Raw genomic sequence first — 19,399 nt, forward strand, 5'->3', positions numbered from 1 at the left:
GGTCCGTCACCCCGGCTCGGAGCCGGGCAGCTCGCGCATGCGGGGGACGGGGGAGAACAGGACGAACAGCACGCCGGTCACCGCGCCGACCGCGCCGATCCACAGTGCCGCGTGCACCCCGATCAGCGTGCCGAGGGTTCCGCCGAGCAGCGCACCGATCGGGCGTACCCCGTAGTTGACCGTGCGCTGGGCGCCTTTGACCAGGGAGAGCCGGGAGTGCGGGGTGGCCGCGGTCTGCAGGGAACCGACCCCGATGTCGAGGATCATCACGCCGAGGCAGGACAGGAACTCCGCGGCCAGCAGCATGCCGATCACCACCGGCTGAGGGCCGCCGGCGAGCGGGATCAGGATCAGGGGGAGCGGGAACGCCAGGTAGCCGAGGACCACGATCGGGCCGATGCCGAAACTGCGGGTGAGCGGGCCGGCGACCGCGGCACCCAGCAGCCCGCCGATCGACGCGATGCCGATCAGCGCGCCGAGCATGCCGGGCGAGATGCCCAGCACCGTGGTCACATAGAGGATCAGCAGCGCGTGGAAGACGTAGTTGAACAGGTTGATCGTGGTGGCGCCGAGCAGGAGCTGCCGCAGCACCGCGGAGCGGAAGATGAACGCGAGCCCGGAGCCGATCCCGAGGCCGGCACCCTCCGATCGGGAGCCGGCGTGCTCCGGCGGGGCGATCCGGGACAGCAGCAGGGCCGATCCGAGGTACGACAACACGTCCGCCACCAGCGCGAACGGCGCGGTGAGCACCTGCACGAGGATGCCGCCCGCGCTCGGGCCGGCCACGAACGACATGGCCCGGGCGCCGTTGGTCAGCGAGTTGGCGGCGATGTAGTCCGGCCGCTCCACCACCGACGCGAAGAGGCTGCCGTCGGCCACCTCGTAGAGAACGGTGAGCGTGCCGATGGCGAAGGACAGCGCGTAGAGGTGCCACAGGTGCAGCACCCCGGTGAACGCCAGCACCGGCACCACCGCGAGCAGCGCGGCCCGGCCCAGGTCGGCACCGATCATGACCTTGCGCTTGTCGGTCCGCCGGTCCACCCATGCCCCGGCGAGCAGCGAGAGGAAGAGGTTCGGCAGCAGCGCCGCGGCGGTCAGGTAGCCCATCTCGGCCGGGCCGGCACCGATCGTCAGCACGGCGAGCAGCGGGATCGCGATGAGCGAGATCTGGTCGCCGACCATCGACACGACGTGGGCGGACCAGTAGCGCCGGAACACCCGGTCGCGGAGCAGCACCGGTCCGGTCCCCGGCCGGGTCTCGGTGGTCACGGCGCGCCGTCCTCGGGTGTGGGTATCGCCATCTGGACGACGGCGACCGGGCGGGAGCCCTCGGCTCGCGCGGACCTGTCCCGGAACGGCTCGAGCAGCGCCTCGACCTGCTCGTTGAGGGCGACCAGCTGCTCCGCGGTCACATAGATCATCTCGTCGCTGAATCCGGCCGCGTTGCGCCACTCGGCGGGCTCGTCGCCGCGGATCGCCAGATAGGCCTCGGTCCGCCGGATGTAGTGCCGGAAGATCGCCGTGTTCAGCTGGTCGGTCGCGACCCGGGTCTCCGGGTCGTCCGAGTCGTCGGTCCAGGACGTGCTGCTCGCGGTCGCCTGCCAGGGCCGCTCCCGCCCGTCGGCCGCGGGCGCCCGTTCGGCCAGCCCGTACTTCGCGAGCTGCCGCAGGTGGAACGAGCAGTTCGGCACGTTCTCGTCCAGGGCGGCGGCGCACTGGGTGGCGGTCATCGGCCCGTTGCGCCGCAGCATCCCGATCAGGCTGAGCCGCAACGGGTGCGCGTAGGCGCGCAGTGCCCGCGGGTCGTCCAGCCGGATCGTCGTACGTTCTTCGGGAGCCATACGCTAGAGAATGCTTTATAAACACAGCTTTAGCAACACTCCTCTAGCATCTGCTGGCGGGGGCGGGCGCCCGGCGCGCCGTCCCGCCTGCTGGGCGGGGCCGATACGCTGCGGATGTGGACACCGCATCGACGCGAACCCCCCGACCGCCCGTCTCCGTGCGCACCGCCGCCGTCTGGGCGGTGCTGCGCCGGGAGCTGGACCGGCACGCCGGCCGGGAGCTGACCGTGCTCGACGTCGGCGGCGGCACCGGTGGATTCGCCGTCCCGCTGGCCGAGCTCGGGCACACGGTCACCGTGGTCGACGCCAGCCCCGACGCCCTCGCCGCCCTCACCCGCCGGGCCGCCGACGCCGGCGTCGCCGGCCGGGTCCGCGCCGTGCAGGGCGACGGCGACGCCCTCTCCGGCCTGGTCGAGCCGGGCAGCGTCGACCTCATCCTGTGCCACGCTGTCCTCGAGGTCGTCGACGACCCGGCCGAGGTCGTCACCGCGGTCACCACCGCCCTGCGCCCCGGCGGCGCCCTCAGCCTGCTGGTCGCGAGCCGCGCCGCCGCGATCCTCGCCCGCGCCGTCAACGGCCACCTCGGCGCGGCATCGGCCCTGCTCACCGACCCGGACGGCCGGGCCGGCCAGCGCGACAACCTGCGCCGGCGCTATGACGCGGAGTCGGCCGCGGCCCTGCTCGGCGCCGCGGGCCTCACCGTCGAGGAGACCCACGGGGTGCGGGTCCTCACCGACCTGCTGCCGCCCGCGGTCGTCGAGGGCGACCCCCGCACCATGCTGGAGCTGGAGCTCGCGCTGGCGGCCCGCCCACCGTTCCGCGACATCGCCGCCCAGCTGCACGTCTTCGCCCGCCGCCCATGATCCCGCCGCCACCGGTCCCGCCGCCCCTGGTTCCGCTGGGGGACCCGCTCGCCGTGGTGCGGCCCGCGTACGGCCGGGGCAGCCTGGCCGACCTGCTACCCAGCGTGTCGGCGGTGCTCGGGGTGCCCGGTGCCACGGACGTGCTGGGGCTGGGTGGGCGGCTCGGGGACGTCGACCGGGTGGCCGTGCTGCTGATCGACGGGCTCGGCGCGTACCAGATGGGGTTGGCCTCGGCGCACGCGCCGATCCTGGCGCAGCTGGACGGGGACACGCTGACCTCGGGTTTTCCGTCCACGACGCCGGTCAGCCTGGCGACGCTGGGGACCGGGGCGCCGCCGGGGGAGCACGGGATCCTCGGGTTCACCGTGCGCAGACCGGACGGCGGCGTGCTCAACCACATCCAGTGGGGGTCGGATCCCGATCCGGCGAGCTGGCAGCCGCTGCCCACCCGGTTCGAGACCGCGGTCGGCGCCGGGATCCCCGCGACCCTGGTGACCAGACCGGGATTCCGGGGCAGCGGGCTGACCACCGCCTGTTACCGCGGTGCCGCTTTTGTCGGTGCCGCCGATCCGGACGCCCTCGTCGCCGGCATGCTCGAAGCTCTGGACCGACCCGGCATCGTGTACGGATACCACCCCGACCTGGACCACCACGGTCACGGCAGCGGGGTCGGTTCGCCGGCATGGATCACCGCCGCGGTCGAGGTGGGGCGGCTGATCACCCGGCTCGCCGAGCGGCTGCCACCGCGCTGCGCCCTGCTGGTCACCGCCGATCACGGACAGCTGAACATCCCCGCCGAGGGGCGTCGTGACCTGGCCCTCGAGCCCGACCTCGCGGCCGGGGTGACCGGGGTGGCCGGCGAGCCCCGGATGCGTCACCTCTCTGTCGAGCCGGGGGCCGTGGACGACGTCGTCGCGGCGTACTCGCAGCTCTCCGCGCTGGTCCTGACGCGGGACGGCGCCATCGCCGAGGGGCTGTTCGGCCCGGTCCCCGACGCTCACCGGGGCCGGATCGGGGACGTCGTGGTCGCCTGCCTCGACCACGAGGTCGTGCTGGCCGGTGGCTGGGAACCGCCGAACGTCGGCCGTCTCGTGGCGTACCACGGGTCACTCACCGCCGCCGAGATGACCGTTCCGCTGCTCAGTTGTGTCACACCCCCGCTCTAGTCTCTGCCGGTGGGAAGAAGTCAGGCGATCGGGCGCGGCTCCGACCCGCGGTTCGGGCCGGAGGCCGACGACGCGGGATGCACCATCCTGCACGTCGACATGGACGCGTTCTTCGCGTCGGTCGAGGTGCGCCGGCGCCCCGAGCTGCGGGGACGCCCCGTCGTGGTCGGTGGTGTGGGCCCGCGCGGGGTGGTCAGCTCGGCCAGCTACGAGGCCCGGCGATACGGCATCCGCAGCGCGATGCCGGCCGCCCGGGCACGGGCGCTCTGCCCGCACGCGGTGTTCCTGCCACCGGACTTCGACGGGTACAACGCCGCCTCCCGGGCCGTCATGCAGATCTTCCGGGACGTGACCCCACTGGTCGAGCCGTTGTCGCTGGACGAGGCGTTCCTCGACGTGACCGGGGCCCAGCGGCTGCTCGGCCGGCCCGCGGTGATCGCCCGGGCGATCCGCGACAAGGTCCTCGAACAGCAGCGGCTGACCTGCTCGGTGGGGGTCGCGCCGAGCAAGTTCGTGGCCAAGCTCGGCTCCACGCGGGCCAAGCCGGACGGCATGATCGTCGTCCCGGCCGGCCAGGTGCTCGAGTTCCTGCACCCCCTGCCGGTCGACGCGCTCTGGGGCGTCGGTGAGAAGGCCGCCGAGCACCTGCACCGCCTCGGCCTCGCCACCGTCGGCGACCTGGCCAACGCGCCGGCCCGGATGCTGCGGTCGTCGCTCGGTGAGGCGTCCGCCACCCACCTGCACGAGCTGGCCTGGGGCCGCGACCCGCGCCGGGTCGTCCCCGAGCACGAGGAGAAGTCGATCGGTGCCGAGCTGACCTACGACACCGACGTCCTGGACCGCGCGGTCCTGCGGCGCAGCCTGCTCTCGCTCGCCGAGAAGGTCGGTGCCCGGCTGCGCGGCGGCGCTCTCGTGGGTCGCACGGTGTCGATCAAGGTGCGGATGGCGGACTTCCGTACGGTCAGCCGGTCCCGCACGATCCCGACGACGACCGATATGTCCCGCGAGATCTTCGAGACCTCCTGGGCGCTGTTCCAGGTGCTGGACCCGGCCGAGCCGATCCGCCTGCTCGGCGTCCGGGTGGAGGGTCTTGCCCCCGCCGCCGGCGCCGCACGACAGCTCACGCTGGGCGAACCCGAGCGCGGCTGGCGCGAGGCGGAGGCCGCGGCGGACGCCGTGGCGGCCCGGTTCGGGCGTGCGGTTCTGGGTCCCGCCAGTCTTTTGGGACGAACCAACCCTCGGAGAACCGAAAATCACCCGCACTCGACGGTCGTCCCGCTTTCCGACCCGCCAACCCCCTCGTAGACTTGCGGTAAGGCAGCCGGTCGGCTGTCTCGCACCATCGGCCCGCCTGCACCTCAGCCGGAGGGCCGGACATGCGCCCGGGGAGGAATGCCGTGCCGCTCTCGGAGCACGAACAGCGGCTGTTCGATCAGATCGAGCGGTCGCTTGCCGAGGACCCCAAGTTCGCCTCGGCTGTGCGCAACAGTGACCCGCGGTTCCACGCCCGCCGTCGGCTAGTCGTCGCGGTGCTCGTGGGCATCCTGGGTCTAGCACTGGTTGTCTATGGCACGGTGAGCAAAAGTACGCCGCTCGGTGTGGCCGGCTTCGTGGTGATGCTGGCCGCCGCCGCGTTCGGGATCCAGAGCCGCCGCAAGGGGCAGTCACCGGACCTGCACGTCGTCGGCGGCACCGCGACCCGTCGCACCCGCCAGGCCCGTCGAGGTGGCTTCATCGAACGCCTCGAGGACCGCTGGCGCCAACGCCCGGAAGGCCACCGATAGCAGTGGATCCCCGCTAACCCACCAGAACGCCGACCCGGCGGCCGTCCAGGCCGCCGTCGCCGTGTGGACCCCAGCGGGGATCCCACCCGAGCGGCATCTCCCGAGGTGCCGCTCATACCCATGTGCAACACCCGGTCATTCGCCGGTGCAGCGCATCGGTGTGACCGACCTGATGCGGCTGGACGGTGATCTGGAGAACGCCGCGGCGTTGTCGAACAGGCGCCCGCCGGAGCCGGGCTACCCGTGTTCCGGTGCCCCGGCCCGCCAGCCGAGAAGGATCGCGCTGAGAGCCTGTTCGGCGAGTCGCCGGGCGCGCTGGTTGCCGTCGGTGCCGAGGTGGCCGAGCGAGGCTATGCCGTACAGCGTGCCCCAGATGATCTCGCAGGCCTCGTCGGGGTCGGCAAGGACCACGTCGTGTGCGTCCGACCAGGTGGTGAGCAGTTCCTTGAGGACGTCGACAGCTGGTTCCGCGGCGCGCCGGCGCTCGTCCGCTCCGACTGCGGTGCCGTTCATGACGTCGTAGAGGTGCGGGTGCGCGCCGGCGAACCGGACGTAATCCGACGCGATCCGCATCATGCGCCGGTCGATGCCGGGCTCCTGGGCGGCTTGCCGGAACTGGTCCAGCATCAGGCGGTGGCCGTGCGCGACGAGTTCCAGCACCAGGGCGTCCTTGTTGGCGAAGTGCTGGTAGACGACGGGCGCGGAGTATTCGACGTCGGTCGCGATGCGCCGGATCGTCAGCGCCGCGGCACCCTCGGTCTCGAGGACGTGCAGGGCAGCCTCGATGATCCGTTCGCGGGTGCTCGCCCGTTCGCGGGCTCGTCTGGTGTGGGTCGGCATGGTCGGTCACCTTGCTGGAGATGGTGTCCACGGACACTAGCCGCCGCCCTTGACGGCGCCGTCACGGCGTCGCTAACTTAACAGCGTTAGGTAATCTAACAATGTTAGATATCGGGGCGGACGTGCGCCGCACCCGACCGACCGTTTCAAGGAGAAAGCTGTCATGGCCGAACATGTCATCATCGGCGCCGGTTCCATCGGTACGAACGTCGCCCGGCTGCTCGCCGACCACGGCGAGAGTGTCCGGATCGTCACGCGCAGCGGCTCCGGCCCCGATCACCCCCTGATCATGCGGGTCGCCGCCGACGCATCCGACCCGTCGCGCCTGACCGAGCTGTCCCGCGGCGCGAAAGTGATCTACCACTGTGCGAACCCGCCCTCATACACGACGTGGGAACGCTTGCTACCACCGATGCAGACGGCAGCGATCACTGCCGCAAAGGCGAACGACGCCGTCCTGGCGCTCACCGGCAGTCTCTACGCCTACGGCCGGCAGCCCGGCGGCCGGATGAACGAGCACACCCCCATGGCCGCTACCGGCCGCAAAGGGCGCCTACGCAAACGGATGTGGGAACAGGCCCGCGCCGCCGGCATCCGCACCGTCGAGGTCCGCGGTGCCGACTACATCGGCAAAGACGCGGCCGGCCTCTACGCCATGGTCATCGAGCCGGCCCTGATGAAGGGCCGCGCCGCCTGGATCCCCGGCCACCTGGACATGCCGCACACCTTCACCGTCAACCGCGACATGGCCAAGGCCTTGACCACGCTCGCCCAGGACCAACGTGCCTGGGGCCGGGCCTGGCACGTGCCGTCCCCGCCGGCCGTCACCATCCGCGAGCTGGCGCACCGCTACGCCGTCGCCGCGGGTCGGCCACCGATCACCTTGATTCAAATGCCACGCTTCGCGATGCGTACGGCTGGACTGGTCATACCGATCGCCCGCGAGACGGCCGAGATGGACTACCAGTGGTACGCCCCGTTTCACATGGACGCGACGGAGACCGCTGACACCTTCGGCCTGACCGCCACCGACCTCGACACCGCCATCCGCGACCAGGTCGGCACGATCACGTCCTGAACACGCCGAGGCGGTTCGACTCCGCGGAAACGGGACGGACGTGACCTGCCACTCCGTGAGTGCTTTGCCGTCCGGCATGCTTGCTCGACTAGCCTGCTCTGGTGGCAGCAACCGAACTGGACGAGTTGATCGTGGCTGACAGCGCGGCGTTGCGTGCGTGGCTGGTGGACAACCACGCCGCTTCCCCCGGGGTGTGGCTCGCTCTGACCCGGAAGGGCGGCTCTGTCACCACGGTGACCTGGCAGCAGATGGTCGACGAGGGACTGTGCTTCGGCTGGATCGACGGGCAGGCGCGCAAGCGCGACGACGCGAGTTCCTGGCGGCGGTTCACCCCGCGCCGGTCCCGCAGCATCTGGTCGCAACGCAACGTCGCCAACGTGGCCCGGCTGGAGGCGGCCGGTCTGATGCTGCCCGCCGGCCGCGCCGCGGTGGACGCCGCCAAGGCCGACGGGCGGTGGACGGCTGCCTACGCGCCGCCGTCGGAAGCGGTGGTGCCGGCCGACCTGCTGGCCGCGATCGCCGCCGAACCGGCGGCACAGGCGATGTTCGACGTGCTCACCAAGGCGAACATCTTCTCCCTCATCGGCCGGGTCAACGCCGTCAAGCGGCCCGAGACCCGGACCCGGAAGATCGCCGAGTTCGTGGCCATGCTGGCCCGGCACGAGACGTTCCACCCGCAGCGAGCCAGACCGGCGAGCCCGCCAACCCCCTGACGGGCCATCGTGGTCACCCCGTCCTCCGCCGGTCCCGGGGTGGGAAAGGCCTTTACCTGGCCCGGTTGGCCAGCATCCGCCGAGGGTTGAACCGCGAGGACGCCTCCCGCAGCTTGCTGAGCGAAGCCATCCACCGGGTGGAGGACTCACCGAGATCGGTCCGCCACCGCAGCATGACCGAGGGCGGCAGGAGCAGAGCCGTCAGCCGGGTACGGGCCGTGGCCGAGGCGGACATGCCCTTGCGGACCTCGGCGAGCGCCTCCGTGAGGCCTTCACCGCGCAACGGCTTGCGGGCGTACCGGGCTCGTTCCTCGGCCTGGCCCAGCAGGGTGGCCGCCTGGGCGGTGCCCGCCTCGAGCTCAGCTTCGCGGATGAGGCGCTGGGCGGTGTGCCGGGGGGTCTCGGTCGGGTCGACCGGGACCCGGAAGTCGAGCATGGTGTCGACCAGTTCGTCCCAGGCGGCGTGGGCGTCCTCGCGGGCCTGGATCGTCTCGGTGGTGACGGTGACCTCGACGCCGGGGCTGCCGGGTGGGGCGGCGGTCGACGAACTCACCGTGATCGGGGCGGTGGCCGCGTGCCGGCGTTTGCGGACCAGGATCCGGCGCAGGGCCGGGACCAGCAGCAACGCGAGCAGCAGGGCGAGGCCGGCCACGATCAGCAGGGCTGTGGTCGAGAAGCCGGAGCCGGCCGGGGTGCTCGTGCCGCCGGCGGCGCCCGCGTCCACGTCGCGGTCGGGGCGGGCGGCGGAGCCGGTGCCGGCCGAGCTGGACGCACCCGGGGCGGCCGTGGCCGACTCGCTGGCCTCCGGTGCCGCGCGGCGGTCGTTGTCGGGGGCCCAGGCCGAGCGGCTGGAGCCGACCACGTCCGCGGCCGGGGTGGCGTCGAACGGGACCCAGCCGAAGCCGTCGAGGTAGACCTCGGTCCAGGCGTGGGCGTTGCGGTTGGTGAGGACGTACGCGTCGCCGTCGCGGGTGCTGCCCCGGGTGAAGCCGAACGCCACCCGGGCCGGGATGCCGGCCGCGCGGGCCATCCAGGCGAGCGCCGCCGCGTACTGCTGGCAGTAGCCCTGCTTGTTCTCGAGGAACGCGGCGATGGCCGACGCGTTGCCGTCCGCGTTCGCGGTCAGGCTGTACGAGAACCCGTTGTCCTTGGAGAAGTGCCGGTACAACGCCATGATCTTGTCGTACGGGGTGTCCAGGCCGTCGGTCAGCTGCTCGACCAGCGCCTCGACCGCGGGATCGTCGGGGACGGTGGTCAGCTGGGTCACGAGGGCGCTGTCGGAGGGCAGCGGCTCGGAGCGGCGCAGCTGGTTGGGCGTGTACTTGGCCCGGACGTAGTCGAACGAGTATTTCTGGCCGCGGGTGGTCGAGCGGTTGGAGAAGATCACCTGGGCGTTGCGGTCGTAGGACCAGGCGCCGTCGAGACCGTCCATGTCGACCGTCGCGGCGTAGACCGGGGCGAGGGCCTGGGCGAAGTCGTTCGTGATCTCCACGTCGGCGCGGTAGGTCTGGAAGTCGCCGCCCTGGGTGTCCGGGTTCTGGCGGGGGTCCTCCAGGCCGCTGGAGAGCGGCCGCCCGGTCGGTGTGCGGTTGCTGAAGCCCTCGTCGCTGAGCACGTCGGCGATGCCGAAACGCAGGTAGAACGGGTCCGGCTCGTTGGTCGTCACCTTGACGTAGTTCGTGGTGGTGGTCGTGGTGAGCTGCCCGGAGAGCGCGGAGAACAGGTTGATGCGCCCGTTGCCGCCACCGCCCGTACCGCTGCCGCCCACGCCCGATCCCGCCTGGGTGAGCTGGTTGAGCAGCCCGGTGTTGAGGCCGGGCACGATCAGCGGGAGCAGGACGGCCGCGGCGACGCCGATGATGGCGAGCCGGCGCCCGGCGGCGGCCAGCGGTGAGGGTTCCCAGACGTCCACGTCGCGCCCGTCACCGGTGAAGCGGCGGCCGAAGCGGCGGACCCGGTCGACGTTGTCGGCGACCAGCAGCCAGAGGAAACCGACCGCGCCGACGATGAACGACAGGACCGGGACGCTGTCGATGTAGACGGCGACCGGGACCGAGTAGATGGCCAGCATCGGCAGGCCGGCCAGCGCCGGCCGCCGGGCCACCACGGTGAGCAGGTCGACCGCGATCGCGACCGAGCCGATCCCCAGCGCGGCGATGAAGAGCAGGCCGTCGCGGTCCGGCACCGGGACCCCGTACGCGCGGGTGTCGTTGCCGGCCTCGGAGAAGAGCTCCCCGAAGTGGGCGAAGGTCCCGGGTGTCGGGATCAGCGACAGGAACTCCTCCTGGCTGGGGAACATCCAGGTGAGCGTGAGCAGCAGCACCAGCACCATGCCGGCGGCCTGAGCCCAGGTGGGGAAGCGCAGGGTGCGGGTGAGCACCGCGGCTCCCGCGACGAGGGCCACCGTCAGCGTGCACTGCAGCAGCCAGGTCCAGGTGTCGAAGATCGCCGAGAGGGGGGCCGCCGACAGCAGTGTCGCGGCGGCCGCCACCAGCCCGAGCCGTCGTCGGCCGGTCACAGAGGGACTCCTGTCATCACATTCCCGATACGGTCTCGGCCATCGCCGCGCGGTAGGCGAAACCCTGCGAGCCACGCCCGGCCGAGGGCCAGAGCGTCGCCAGCGAGTCGCCGTGTGCCACGGGCAGGGAGCGCCAGCCGCTGCGGACGAGCGCCAGTGTCGTCCCGGCGTGCTGCCGGTCGGCCTCCTGACGGTCGGCGGGTGTCATGTTCACCCAGGTGGAGCTGTCGACGGAGAAGGCGATACAGGTCGCGCCGTTGCTGCGCAGCCCGGTCAGCACCTGCGCCTCGGCGGTGGTGAGCAGGCCGAACAGGCCGATCACCAGGCCGCCGTCGGTGCGCCGGCGGACCGTCTCGACGAGGGTCGAGATGTCGCCGTCGGTGGTCGGTTTGACGTCGGCGAGGGTGTCCAGGATCGCGCCCTCGCCACCCATCTCGTTGGCGTCGAGGTCGATGCCCGTACCCGTGACGAGGCGCAGTTTGTAGCCCGCGTGCCGCAGGTGGACCGAGATGCTGGCGGCGGCCGACACCGCCCATTCGAAGCTGGCGGTCGGGCCCTCGCCGCGGTGGGCGTAGAGCCGGGTGTCGAGCACGACCGTCGCCCGTGACTCCCACGGTTGTTCCTCACGGCGGACCATGAGCTCACCGGTCCGGGCGGTGGAGCGCCAGTGCACCCGGCGCAGGTCGTCGCCGCGGCGGTATTCCCGGGTGGCGGCGTCGTCCTCGCCGTGCACGGCGACCGAGCGGGCCCGGCTGTCCCCGGTGCCGGCGTACTCCCCGGCGAGGCGGACCGCGGGCAGCGCGACGACCTGCGGGATGACGGTGAGGCTGTCGACGCTGGGGAACGAGCGGGTCAGCTCGCACAGGCCGAACGGGTCGGTCAGCCGGATGACCAGCGGGCCGACCGGGTAACGGCCGCGGACGTCGGCGCGCACGGTGTAGGCCACCGAGCTGGCCATGTGCGCCCCGAGTCGCTCGAGCACCACCCGGGGGCGGCTGCCGAGCGCGTACGGCAGGCGGTCCTCGAGCAGGAGGGTGCCGGTGGGCAGCCGGGACAGGTTCTGCAGGCGCAGGATCACCCGCGCGCTGGAGCCGACCGGCGCGCGGCCCGGCTCCAGCGAACGGGTGCACGCCAGTTTGTAGCGGCTGCGCCCGACGTAGGCGGCGGCCAGCAACGGCAGCGCCGCCAGCAGGATCGCGACCCGCAGCAGGTCCTTCTCGCCGAGGATGATCGCCGAGATGCCGGCGGCCACCGCGGCGGCGAGGAACGACCGGCCGCGGGTCGACAGACCCCGCATCGCCTCCCGCATGTCAGAGACCCCGGGACTCGTACTGCGCCCGGCCGTCGCCGTTGGTGGTGGCCCGGGTGTCGTACGGGTTGCGGGCCCGGTCGTGCGGCAACGGCAGCCGGTGCACGATCTCCGACACGATGGTGTCGGTGGTGCGCCGGTTGAGCTGCGCGTCCGCGGTCGGGATGAGGCGGTGCGCCATCACCGGCACGGCCAGCGCCTGCAGGTCGTCGGGCAGGACGTAGTCGCGGCCCTCGAGCGCGGCGACGGCCTTCGCGGTCCGGATGAGCTGCAGCGTCGACCGGGGCGAGGCGCCCAGCCGGAGCTCCGGCGTCTCACGGGTCGCGTTGACGAACGCGATGGCGTACTGCTGGACGGCCTCGGCGGCGTGCACCTGACGGACCGTGGCGATCATCCGGCGCATCAACGCGGCGTCCGCGACGGCGCGCAGGCTGCTCAGCGGGTCGAGGGCGCCGTGCCCGTTCAGCATCGCCAGCTCGGCGCGCGGGTCGGGGTAGCCCATGGCGATCCGGGCGGTGAACCGGTCGCGCTGCGCCTCGGGCAGCGGGTAGGTCCCCTCCATCTCGATGGGGTTCTGCGTCGCGATGACCATGAACGGAGCCTGCAGCTCGTACGTGGTGCCGTCGACCGTGACCTGGCGCTCCTCCATGCACTCGAGCAGCGCGGACTGGGTCTTCGGCGACGCCCGGTTGATCTCGTCGCCGACCACCAGGTTGGCGAAGACCGCGCCCGGCTTGAACTCGAAGTCGCGCGTCTCCTGGTTGTAGACGCTGACGCCGGTCACATCGCTGGGCAGCAGGTCGGGCGTGAACTGGATGCGGCGCACCGAGCAGTCGATCGACCGCGCGAGCGCTTTCGCCAGTTTGGTCTTGCCGACACCGGGCACATCCTCGATGAGCAGGTGTCCCTCGGCGAGCATGACCGCGAGCGCCAGCTTGACCGTCGCGCCCTTGCCTTCGATGACCTGCTCGATGTTGCCGATGATGGCGCTACTCGCGGCGCGGAACTCGTCGTCTGTCAACGGTCCGACGGGCGCGTCCCAGGTAGGGGTTGTCACGGGCCTCCTCCATGTCGTTCAGGCTCCTTCCTACGTGACCACGCCGAAAGGAAACCGAAGGCCGGCGCTCGCCGCCCGTTCCCCCACAGGTTAGCCCGATCACAGCAACTCGTGAGAGGCGCCGTAAACACGATTACGTCCCGTGGTCAACCGGACACGCATATCGACTGGGTTGCGAAATCGCCCATCCGGACACCGGTCGTCGCCGCGGAGGTCGTACGGGTATCATCTGGGCATGGTCTCTGGCTTCCTGCTTCTTAGCTAGCCGCGCGGTTCCTCCGAACCAGCGCGGCGCCCCCTCGTGGAAGGGGGCTTTTTTATGTCCAGGGCCAGGCTGATCTTTCCCGCGGCGGAAAACTGAAGTTCAAAGAGCTGTGAACGAAAACGAGATGGTGACGATGAGCGAGTCCGAAACCGGAACGGACGTCCCGGCGTTCCGTTACACGGCCGCGATGGCCAACGAGATCGAGCCGCGCTGGCAGGACTTCTGGGCCCGGAACGGCACGTTCCACGCCCCGAACCCGACCGGTGACCTGGCCGATCCCTCGCACCCGCGCGCGGGCGCCCCGAAGCTGCACGTGCAGGACATGTTCCCGTACCCGTCGGGCGCCGGCCTGCACGTCGGGCACCCGCTGGGCTACATCGGCACCGACTCGTACACCCGCTACAAGCGGATGACCGGCTTCAACGTGCTGCACCCGATGGGCTTCGACGCGTTCGGCCTGCCCGCCGAGCAGTACGCGGTCCAGACCGGCACGCACCCGCGCACCACCACCGAGCAGAACGTCGAGCGTTACCGGATCCAGCTGCGCCGGCTGGGCCTGGCGTACGACGACCGGCGCTCGGTCTCGACCACCGACCCGGAGTACTACCGCTGGACCCAGTGGATCTTCCTGCAGGTCTTCAACTCCTGGTTCGACCGCGACCTGCGCAAGGCCCGCCCGATCACCGAGTTGATCACCTCGCTGGAAGACGGCACGCGGGAAACGCCGGACGGCCGGAACTGGGCTGAGCTGTCCGCGGTCGAGCGCCGTACGGTCATCGACGGCTACCGCCTGGCCTACGTCAGTGAGGCGCCGGTCAACTGGTGCCCCGGGCTGGGCACCGTGCTGGCCAACGAGGAGGTCACCCCGGACGGCCGCAGCGAGCGCGGCAACTTCCCGGTCTTCCAGCGGTCGCTGCGGCAGTGGAAGATGCGCATCACCGAGTACGCCGACCGGCTGGTCGAGGACCTGGACGTGATGGACTGGCCCGAGCCGGTCAAGCTGATGCAGCGCAACTGGATCGGGCGTTCGCGGGGTGCGCACGTCGACTTCGCGATGGACGGCGACGACCGCGTCTCGGTGTTCACCACCCGCCCAGACACGCTGTTCGGCGCCACCTACATGGTGCTGGCGCCGGAGCACGCGCTGGTCGACACGATCGTGCCGGCGAAGTGGCCGGACCGGACCCGCCCGGTGTGGACCGGCGGCCACCCGACCCCGGAAGCGGCGGTGGCCGCCTATCGCGCGCAGGCCGCGGCCAAGACCGAGGAGGAGCGCACCGCCGAGGGCAAGGTCAAGACCGGCGTCTTCACCGGCGCGTACGCGACGAACCCGGTCAACGGCACCCGCGTCCCGGTCTTCATCGCCGACTACGTGCTGGCCGGGTACGGCACCGGCGCGATCATGGCGGTGCCCGGGCACGACACCCGCGACTGGGACTTCGCCGAGACGTTCGACCTGCCGGTCATCCGTACCATCGAGGTCCCGAAGGGCCACGACGGCGTCTGGACCGGCGACGGTCCGGTGGTCAACTCCGACTTCCTGGACGGTATGGGGATGGTCGACGCCAAGGCGGCGATGATCTCCTGGCTGGAGGAGAAGGGGCACGGCAAGGGCGCCACGACCTACCGGCTGCGTGACTGGCTGTTCAGCCGGCAGCGTTACTGGGGCGAGCCGTTCCCGATCGTCTACGACGAGACCGGGCTGCCGATCGCCCTGCCCGACACCATGCTGCCCGTCGAGCTGCCGGACGTGGACGACTTCTCGCCGCGTACGTTCGACCCGGACGACGCCGACAGCGAGCCGGAGACGCCGCTGTCGCGCAAGAAGGACTGGGTGCAGGTCGAGCTGGACCTGGGCGACGGCCTGAAGACCTACACCCGCGAGACCAACACCATGCCGCAGTGGGCCGGCTCCTGCTGGTACGAGCTGCGCTACCTGGACCCCGGTAACGACAAGGTTCTGGTCGACCCCGAGAACGAGGCCTACTGGATGGGCCCGCGCGGCGAGGGCGACCCGGGCGGCGTCGACCTGTACGTGGGTGGCGTCGAGCACGCCGTGCTGCACCTGCTGTACGCCCGCTTCTGGCACAAGGTCCTGTACGACCTGGGCCACGTCTCGTCGTTCGAGCCGTTCAAGAAGCTGTACAACCAGGGCTACGTCCAGGCCTTCGCCTACCGTGACTCGCGGGGCTTCCCGGTCGAGGCGTCCGAGGTCGTCGAGCGCGACGGCAAGTGGTTCCACGGCGACGTGGAGGTGGCCCGCGAGTACGGCAAGATGGGCAAGTCGCTGAAGAACGTGGTCACCCCGGACGAGATGGCCGAGGAGTACGGCGCCGACACGTTCCGCGTGTACGAGATGGCGATGGGCCCGCTGGACGCGTCGCGCCCCTGGGACACCCGCGCGGTCATCGGCTCGCAGCGCTTCCTGCAGCGCGCTTACCGCCTGGTCGTCGACGAGGAGACCGGTGCGATCCGGGCCGGCGACACCGAGCTGGACGCCAAGACCCGCCGCGTCCTGCACCGCGTCATCGACGGCGTCCGCGCCGACATGGAGGAACTGCGCTTCAACACCGCGATCGCCAAGCTGATCGAGCTGACCAACGCACTGACCCCGCTGCCCACGGTGTCCCGCGAGGCGGTCGAGCCGCTGGTGTTGATGATGTCGCCGTTCGCCCCGCACCTGGCCGAGGAGCTGTGGCGCAAGCTGGGTCACGACGACACCCTGGCCTACGCGGACTTCCCGGTCGCCGACCCGGCTCAGCTGAAGGCCGAGTCGATCACCTATCCGGTGCAGATCAACGGCAAGGTCCGCGGCCGGGTCGAGGTCGCGCCGGACACGACCGAGGACGCCGTACGCGCGGCGGCGCTGGAAGCGATCGCCGAGGCGCTGGCCGGACGCGAGCCCCGCAAGGTGATCGTGGTCAAGGGACGGCTGGTCAGCGTCGTCGTCTGATCCGGTACCAACTGGTGGAAAAGGCTCGCTCCGGCGGGCCTTTTCCGCGTCACAATGCCGGCATGCCCGACGTGCAGCATCTCACCCCGCTGACCAGGCCCCTGGACGCCACCGTGCGCCCGCCGGGCTCCAAGAGCATCACCAACCGCGCGCTCGTCTGCGCCGCGCTCGCCCCCGGCACCTCCACGCTGACCGGCGCGCTCTTCGCCGACGACACCCGGGCGATGATGGACGCGGTGGCCGCGCTGGGCGCGTCGGTCACCGCTGACCCCTCATCTCGTACGGTCACCGTGGCCGGCCCCTGCTCGAAGGGCGGGCCCGTCGACGCGCGGCAGTCCGGCACCACCTCGCGTTTCATCCTGCCCGCGGCGGCACTGCTCGGCGCCCGCACGGTCGTCGACGGCACACCGCAGCTGCGGGCCCGCCCGTTCGGCCCGGTCCTGGACGCGCTGCGCCAGGTCGGCGCCGAGGTCGAGGAGCTGGGTGAGCCGGGCTGCCTGCCGGCCGCCGTCCGGGGGCCGTCGCGCGGGGGAGAGGTCCAGGTCAGCGGGCACATCTCCAGCCAGTTCCTGTCCGGGCTGCTGATGGCCGGCCCGCTGATGCGCGACGGGCTGACGGTGGCGCTGACCTCGCCGCTGGTCTCGGTGCCGTACGTCGAGATGACCAGGGCGGTCATGGCCGCTTTCGGCGTCGTCGTCACCGGCCTCACGGTCCCCGCCGGGGCCTACCGTCCGACCGATTACGCGGTGGAACCCGACGCGACCGCCGCCTCCTACTTCCTGGGCGCGGCGGCGGTGGCCGGCGGCCGGGTCACGGTCTCCGGGCTGGGCACCGACAGCCTGCAGGGTGACGTCGGGTTCGCGGACGTCCTCGCCCGGATGGGCGCAACGGTGTCCCGCACCGACACCTCGATGACGGTCAGCTCCACCGGCCGCCTGCACGGCGTCGACGTCGACATGGCCGACATCTCGGACACCGCCCAGACGCTGGCGGCGGTGGCGGTCTTCGCGGACTCCCCGACCCGGGTCCGCGGCATCGGCTTCATCCGCGGCAAGGAGACCGACCGCATCGCGGCCGTGGTCACCGAGCTGCGCCGGGCGGGCATCGACGCCACCGAGGACGAGGACGGTTTCACGATCAACCCGGGCCGGCCCCGGCCCACCCGGTTCGCCACGTACGAGGACCATCGCATGGCCATGAGCCTGTCCCTGCTGGGCCTGCGCGCCCCGGGCATCGAGATCGCCGATCCCGGCTGCGTGGCCAAGACCTACCCCGGCTACTTCCAGGACCTCGCCGCGCTGTCCTGAGCGGCCGGTCCGTCGTCGGGCCGACATGCAAGAAGCCCGGCGGTGGTGGTCACCGGCCGGGCTTCTTGTCGTGCTTGGTCAGGCGGTCGCGGCGGCAGCGGTCATGGCGGCAGCGGTCATGGCGGCGGCCGCGGTGCGCTTGGCGGCCAGGCGCCAGCGGAAGACGATCGTGGTGGTGAGGCCGATGCCGATCGCGGCCGGGGCCAGGGTCAGCGGGTTCAGCGAGCCCGGGGCGGCCACCGCGGCGCCGATCACCGCGTAGGAGACGGCCGACGGGATCGAGGCGAGCGTGGTGCCGAGCAGGTAGCGCTTGCGGCAGACCGACGTCGTGCCGTACGCGTAGCCGATGAGGCCGAACGGCGCGAGCGGGAGGAAGCGGACCAGCAGGACCGCCGACAGGCCACGGCGGTTGAGCCAGCCGTCGAGGCGTTCCATCTTGCTGCCGTTCTTGGCGCCGAGGGCGCCGCGGCCGGCCCAGCGGCCCGCGTAGTAGGTGGCGACCGCGGCGATCACCGCGGCGGCCAGCGCGGTGGCGGCACCCGTCGCCGGGCCCAGCAGGGCGCCGCAGGCCACCGTGATGGCCGTGCGGGGCACCAGGACGGAGAGCAGGAGACCGCCGACCACCGCGACCACGATGGCCGCGGCCGGGCCGAGCGCCACGATCGAGTCGGCGATGGCCTGCAGCGGCAGCACCATGGCGGCCACACCGAGGCCGGCGACGACCGCCCCGAGGACACCGAAGCGCAGGAGGCGGTGCCGCCGGCTCATCGGCGTGGCCACCTCGTCGGTGGTCACGAGGTCGGCGGCAGGGGCGGCCGTGAGCTGCTGGCTGGCCTGAGGGTCCGCGGCGGGGGTGTTGATGCCCCGCGGGGCGATCAGGATGTCAGTCATGCAGGCGTACCGCCCCTACTTTTCGTCGGTCCAGGAAAGTGCTGGTCTGGCGTGCCATCGGGTGCTGGTGGTGCGTGCTGGGTCAGACGGTACTCGCGGCGGCGAGTCGTTCGCCGCGGAGGCGTTCGGCCCAGGTGTCGTCGAGAGGTTGAAGACTATCCGCGCCGATCGCCCAACGCAGTAGCAGATCGGCTATAGCTGGGTTGCGAGCGAGTGCGGGGCCGTGGGCGTACGTGCCGAGGATCTTCCCGTTCCAAGCGCCCTCGGTCTGCCCGTCATTCCCGATCCCGGCGGTGACCCGCGCGAGGGGGGCGACGCCGGCGCCGAGATGGGTACGGCCGCCGTGGTTCTCGAAGCCGGTCAGCGGGGGCAGCCCGAGCCGCGGGTCGATGTCGCCGCGGACCTCGCCGACCGCGCGGGTCTCGCCCCGGTCCGAGTTGATGTCGAGCAGGTCGAGGCCGCGGCACTGGGCGCCCTTGGCGTAGAACGAACCGCCGAAGAGCTGGTAGCCCGCGCAGATCGCCAGCACGGCCGCACCCTGGTTGACCGCGCGGTGCAGGCCGCCGTCGGCGATGAGCCGTTGCGCGGCGAGCGCCTGGGGGCCGTCCTCGCCGCCACCGATCAGGTAGATGTCGGCGGTCGCGGGCATGGCCTGGTCGGAGCGCACCTGGTAGGTCTCCACCGGGATGCCGCGCAGGGCGGCGCGACGGGCCAGGATCAGCATGTTGCCCCGGTCGCCGTACGTCGACAGCAGGTCGGGGTAGATCCAGACGATCCGCAGAGTGCTCTCACTCATGGTTTTTCCTCGTTTGTC

16 protein-coding genes are annotated in these 19,399 nt (G+C 71.7%); 8 read left to right on the top strand and 8 right to left on the bottom strand.

Translation table 11 applies throughout. From position 1 onward, the window contains the following. Window positions 1-6 precede the first annotated feature (6 nt). Both ACIA6A_RS14610 and ACIA6A_RS14615 read right to left on the bottom strand, forming a co-directional pair. Window positions 7-1,269, bottom strand: coding sequence for an MFS transporter (locus ACIA6A_RS14610; protein WP_396098093.1), 1,263 nt, complete (start codon window positions 1,267-1,269; stop codon window positions 7-9). After that, a complete protein-coding gene (locus ACIA6A_RS14615; RefSeq protein ID WP_396098094.1) occupies window positions 1,266-1,841 on the bottom strand; it encodes a winged helix-turn-helix domain-containing protein in 576 nt (191 codons plus the stop codon). The genes ACIA6A_RS14610 and ACIA6A_RS14615 overlap by 4 nt, the downstream gene beginning before the upstream one ends. 116 nt (window positions 1,842-1,957) lie before the next feature. On the opposite strand from ACIA6A_RS14615, the gene ACIA6A_RS14620 reads away from it, so the two are divergent. The 4 genes from ACIA6A_RS14620 (at window position 1,958) to ACIA6A_RS14635 (ending at window position 5,654) form a co-directional block, all read left to right on the top strand. After that, on the top strand, window positions 1,958-2,704 hold the full coding sequence (locus ACIA6A_RS14620; protein WP_396098095.1) for a methyltransferase domain-containing protein: 747 nt from the start codon (window positions 1,958-1,960) through the stop codon (window positions 2,702-2,704). Next, window positions 2,701-3,870 carry an alkaline phosphatase family protein gene (locus ACIA6A_RS14625; protein WP_396098096.1) on the top strand — a complete coding sequence of 390 codons (1,170 nt, stop codon included), beginning with the start codon at window positions 2,701-2,703 and terminating at the stop codon, window positions 3,868-3,870. The genes ACIA6A_RS14620 and ACIA6A_RS14625 overlap by 4 nt, the downstream gene beginning before the upstream one ends. A 9-nt stretch (window positions 3,871-3,879) precedes the next feature. Further along, a complete protein-coding gene (locus tag ACIA6A_RS14630) occupies window positions 3,880-5,175 on the top strand; it encodes a DNA polymerase IV (protein ID WP_396098097.1) in 1,296 nt (431 codons plus the stop codon). A gap of 92 nt (window positions 5,176-5,267) precedes the next feature. Then, a complete protein-coding gene (locus tag ACIA6A_RS14635; RefSeq protein ID WP_396098098.1) occupies window positions 5,268-5,654 on the top strand; it encodes a DUF3040 domain-containing protein in 387 nt (128 codons plus the stop codon). 237 nt (window positions 5,655-5,891) lie between these two features. Here the strand turns inward: ACIA6A_RS14635 and ACIA6A_RS14640 are convergent, their stop codons facing one another. Beyond that, the gene (locus ACIA6A_RS14640; protein ID WP_396098099.1) at window positions 5,892-6,494 is read right to left on the bottom strand and encodes a TetR/AcrR family transcriptional regulator; all 603 of its coding nucleotides are present in this window, start codon (window positions 6,492-6,494) and stop codon (window positions 5,892-5,894) included. Window positions 6,495-6,657: 163 nt separating this feature from the next. Between ACIA6A_RS14640 and ACIA6A_RS14645 the strand changes: the two genes are divergently transcribed. Both ACIA6A_RS14645 and ACIA6A_RS14650 read left to right on the top strand, forming a co-directional pair. After that, window positions 6,658-7,572, top strand: coding sequence for an NAD-dependent epimerase/dehydratase family protein (locus ACIA6A_RS14645; protein ID WP_396098100.1), 915 nt, complete (start codon window positions 6,658-6,660; stop codon window positions 7,570-7,572). A 101-nt stretch (window positions 7,573-7,673) separates the two neighbouring features. Beyond that, complete coding sequence (locus ACIA6A_RS14650; RefSeq protein WP_396098101.1) at window positions 7,674-8,285, top strand: YdeI family protein; 612 nt, start codon at window positions 7,674-7,676, stop codon at window positions 8,283-8,285. A 52-nt stretch (window positions 8,286-8,337) separates the two neighbouring features. Here the strand turns inward: ACIA6A_RS14650 and ACIA6A_RS14655 are convergent, their stop codons facing one another. The 3 genes from ACIA6A_RS14655 to ACIA6A_RS14665 are packed head-to-tail and all read right to left on the bottom strand — an operon-like array spanning window position 8,338 to window position 13,169. Then, complete coding sequence (locus ACIA6A_RS14655; RefSeq protein ID WP_396098103.1) at window positions 8,338-10,803, bottom strand: DUF3488 and DUF4129 domain-containing transglutaminase family protein; 2,466 nt, start codon at window positions 10,801-10,803, stop codon at window positions 8,338-8,340. 16 nt (window positions 10,804-10,819) lie between these two features. Beyond that, the gene (locus ACIA6A_RS14660) at window positions 10,820-12,112 is read right to left on the bottom strand and encodes a DUF58 domain-containing protein (protein WP_396098104.1); all 1,293 of its coding nucleotides are present in this window, start codon (window positions 12,110-12,112) and stop codon (window positions 10,820-10,822) included. A gap of 1 nt (window position 12,113) precedes the next feature. After that, window positions 12,114-13,169 carry an AAA family ATPase gene (locus ACIA6A_RS14665; protein ID WP_396098105.1) on the bottom strand — a complete coding sequence of 352 codons (1,056 nt, stop codon included), beginning with the start codon at window positions 13,167-13,169 and terminating at the stop codon, window positions 12,114-12,116. Window positions 13,170-13,558: 389 nt separating this feature from the next. Between ACIA6A_RS14665 and leuS the strand changes: the two genes are divergently transcribed. Continuing rightward, complete coding sequence (gene leuS / locus ACIA6A_RS14670) at window positions 13,559-16,387, top strand: leucine--tRNA ligase (protein ID WP_396098544.1); 2,829 nt, start codon at window positions 13,559-13,561, stop codon at window positions 16,385-16,387. Between the two features lie 62 nt (window positions 16,388-16,449). Then, window positions 16,450-17,694 (top strand): 3-phosphoshikimate 1-carboxyvinyltransferase, encoded by a 1,245-nt coding sequence (gene aroA / locus ACIA6A_RS14675; protein WP_396098106.1) that lies wholly within the window; start codon window positions 16,450-16,452, stop codon window positions 17,692-17,694. Window positions 17,695-17,772: 78 nt separating this feature from the next. Here aroA and ACIA6A_RS14680 read toward each other — a convergent pair whose 3' ends face one another. Together ACIA6A_RS14680 and ACIA6A_RS14685 are read right to left on the bottom strand one after the other, a co-directional pair. Continuing rightward, entirely contained in the window at window positions 17,773-18,585 is an 813-nt protein-coding gene (locus ACIA6A_RS14680; protein WP_396098107.1) for a TVP38/TMEM64 family protein, read from the bottom strand. An 82-nt stretch (window positions 18,586-18,667) separates the two neighbouring features. Continuing rightward, on the bottom strand, window positions 18,668-19,381 hold the full coding sequence (locus tag ACIA6A_RS14685; RefSeq protein ID WP_396098108.1) for a type 1 glutamine amidotransferase: 714 nt from the start codon (window positions 19,379-19,381) through the stop codon (window positions 18,668-18,670). Window positions 19,382-19,399: the final 18 nt, after the last annotated feature.

The organism is Actinoplanes sp. NPDC051494, assembly GCF_044454705.1.
Classification (GTDB): domain Bacteria; phylum Actinomycetota; class Actinomycetes; order Mycobacteriales; family Micromonosporaceae; genus Actinoplanes.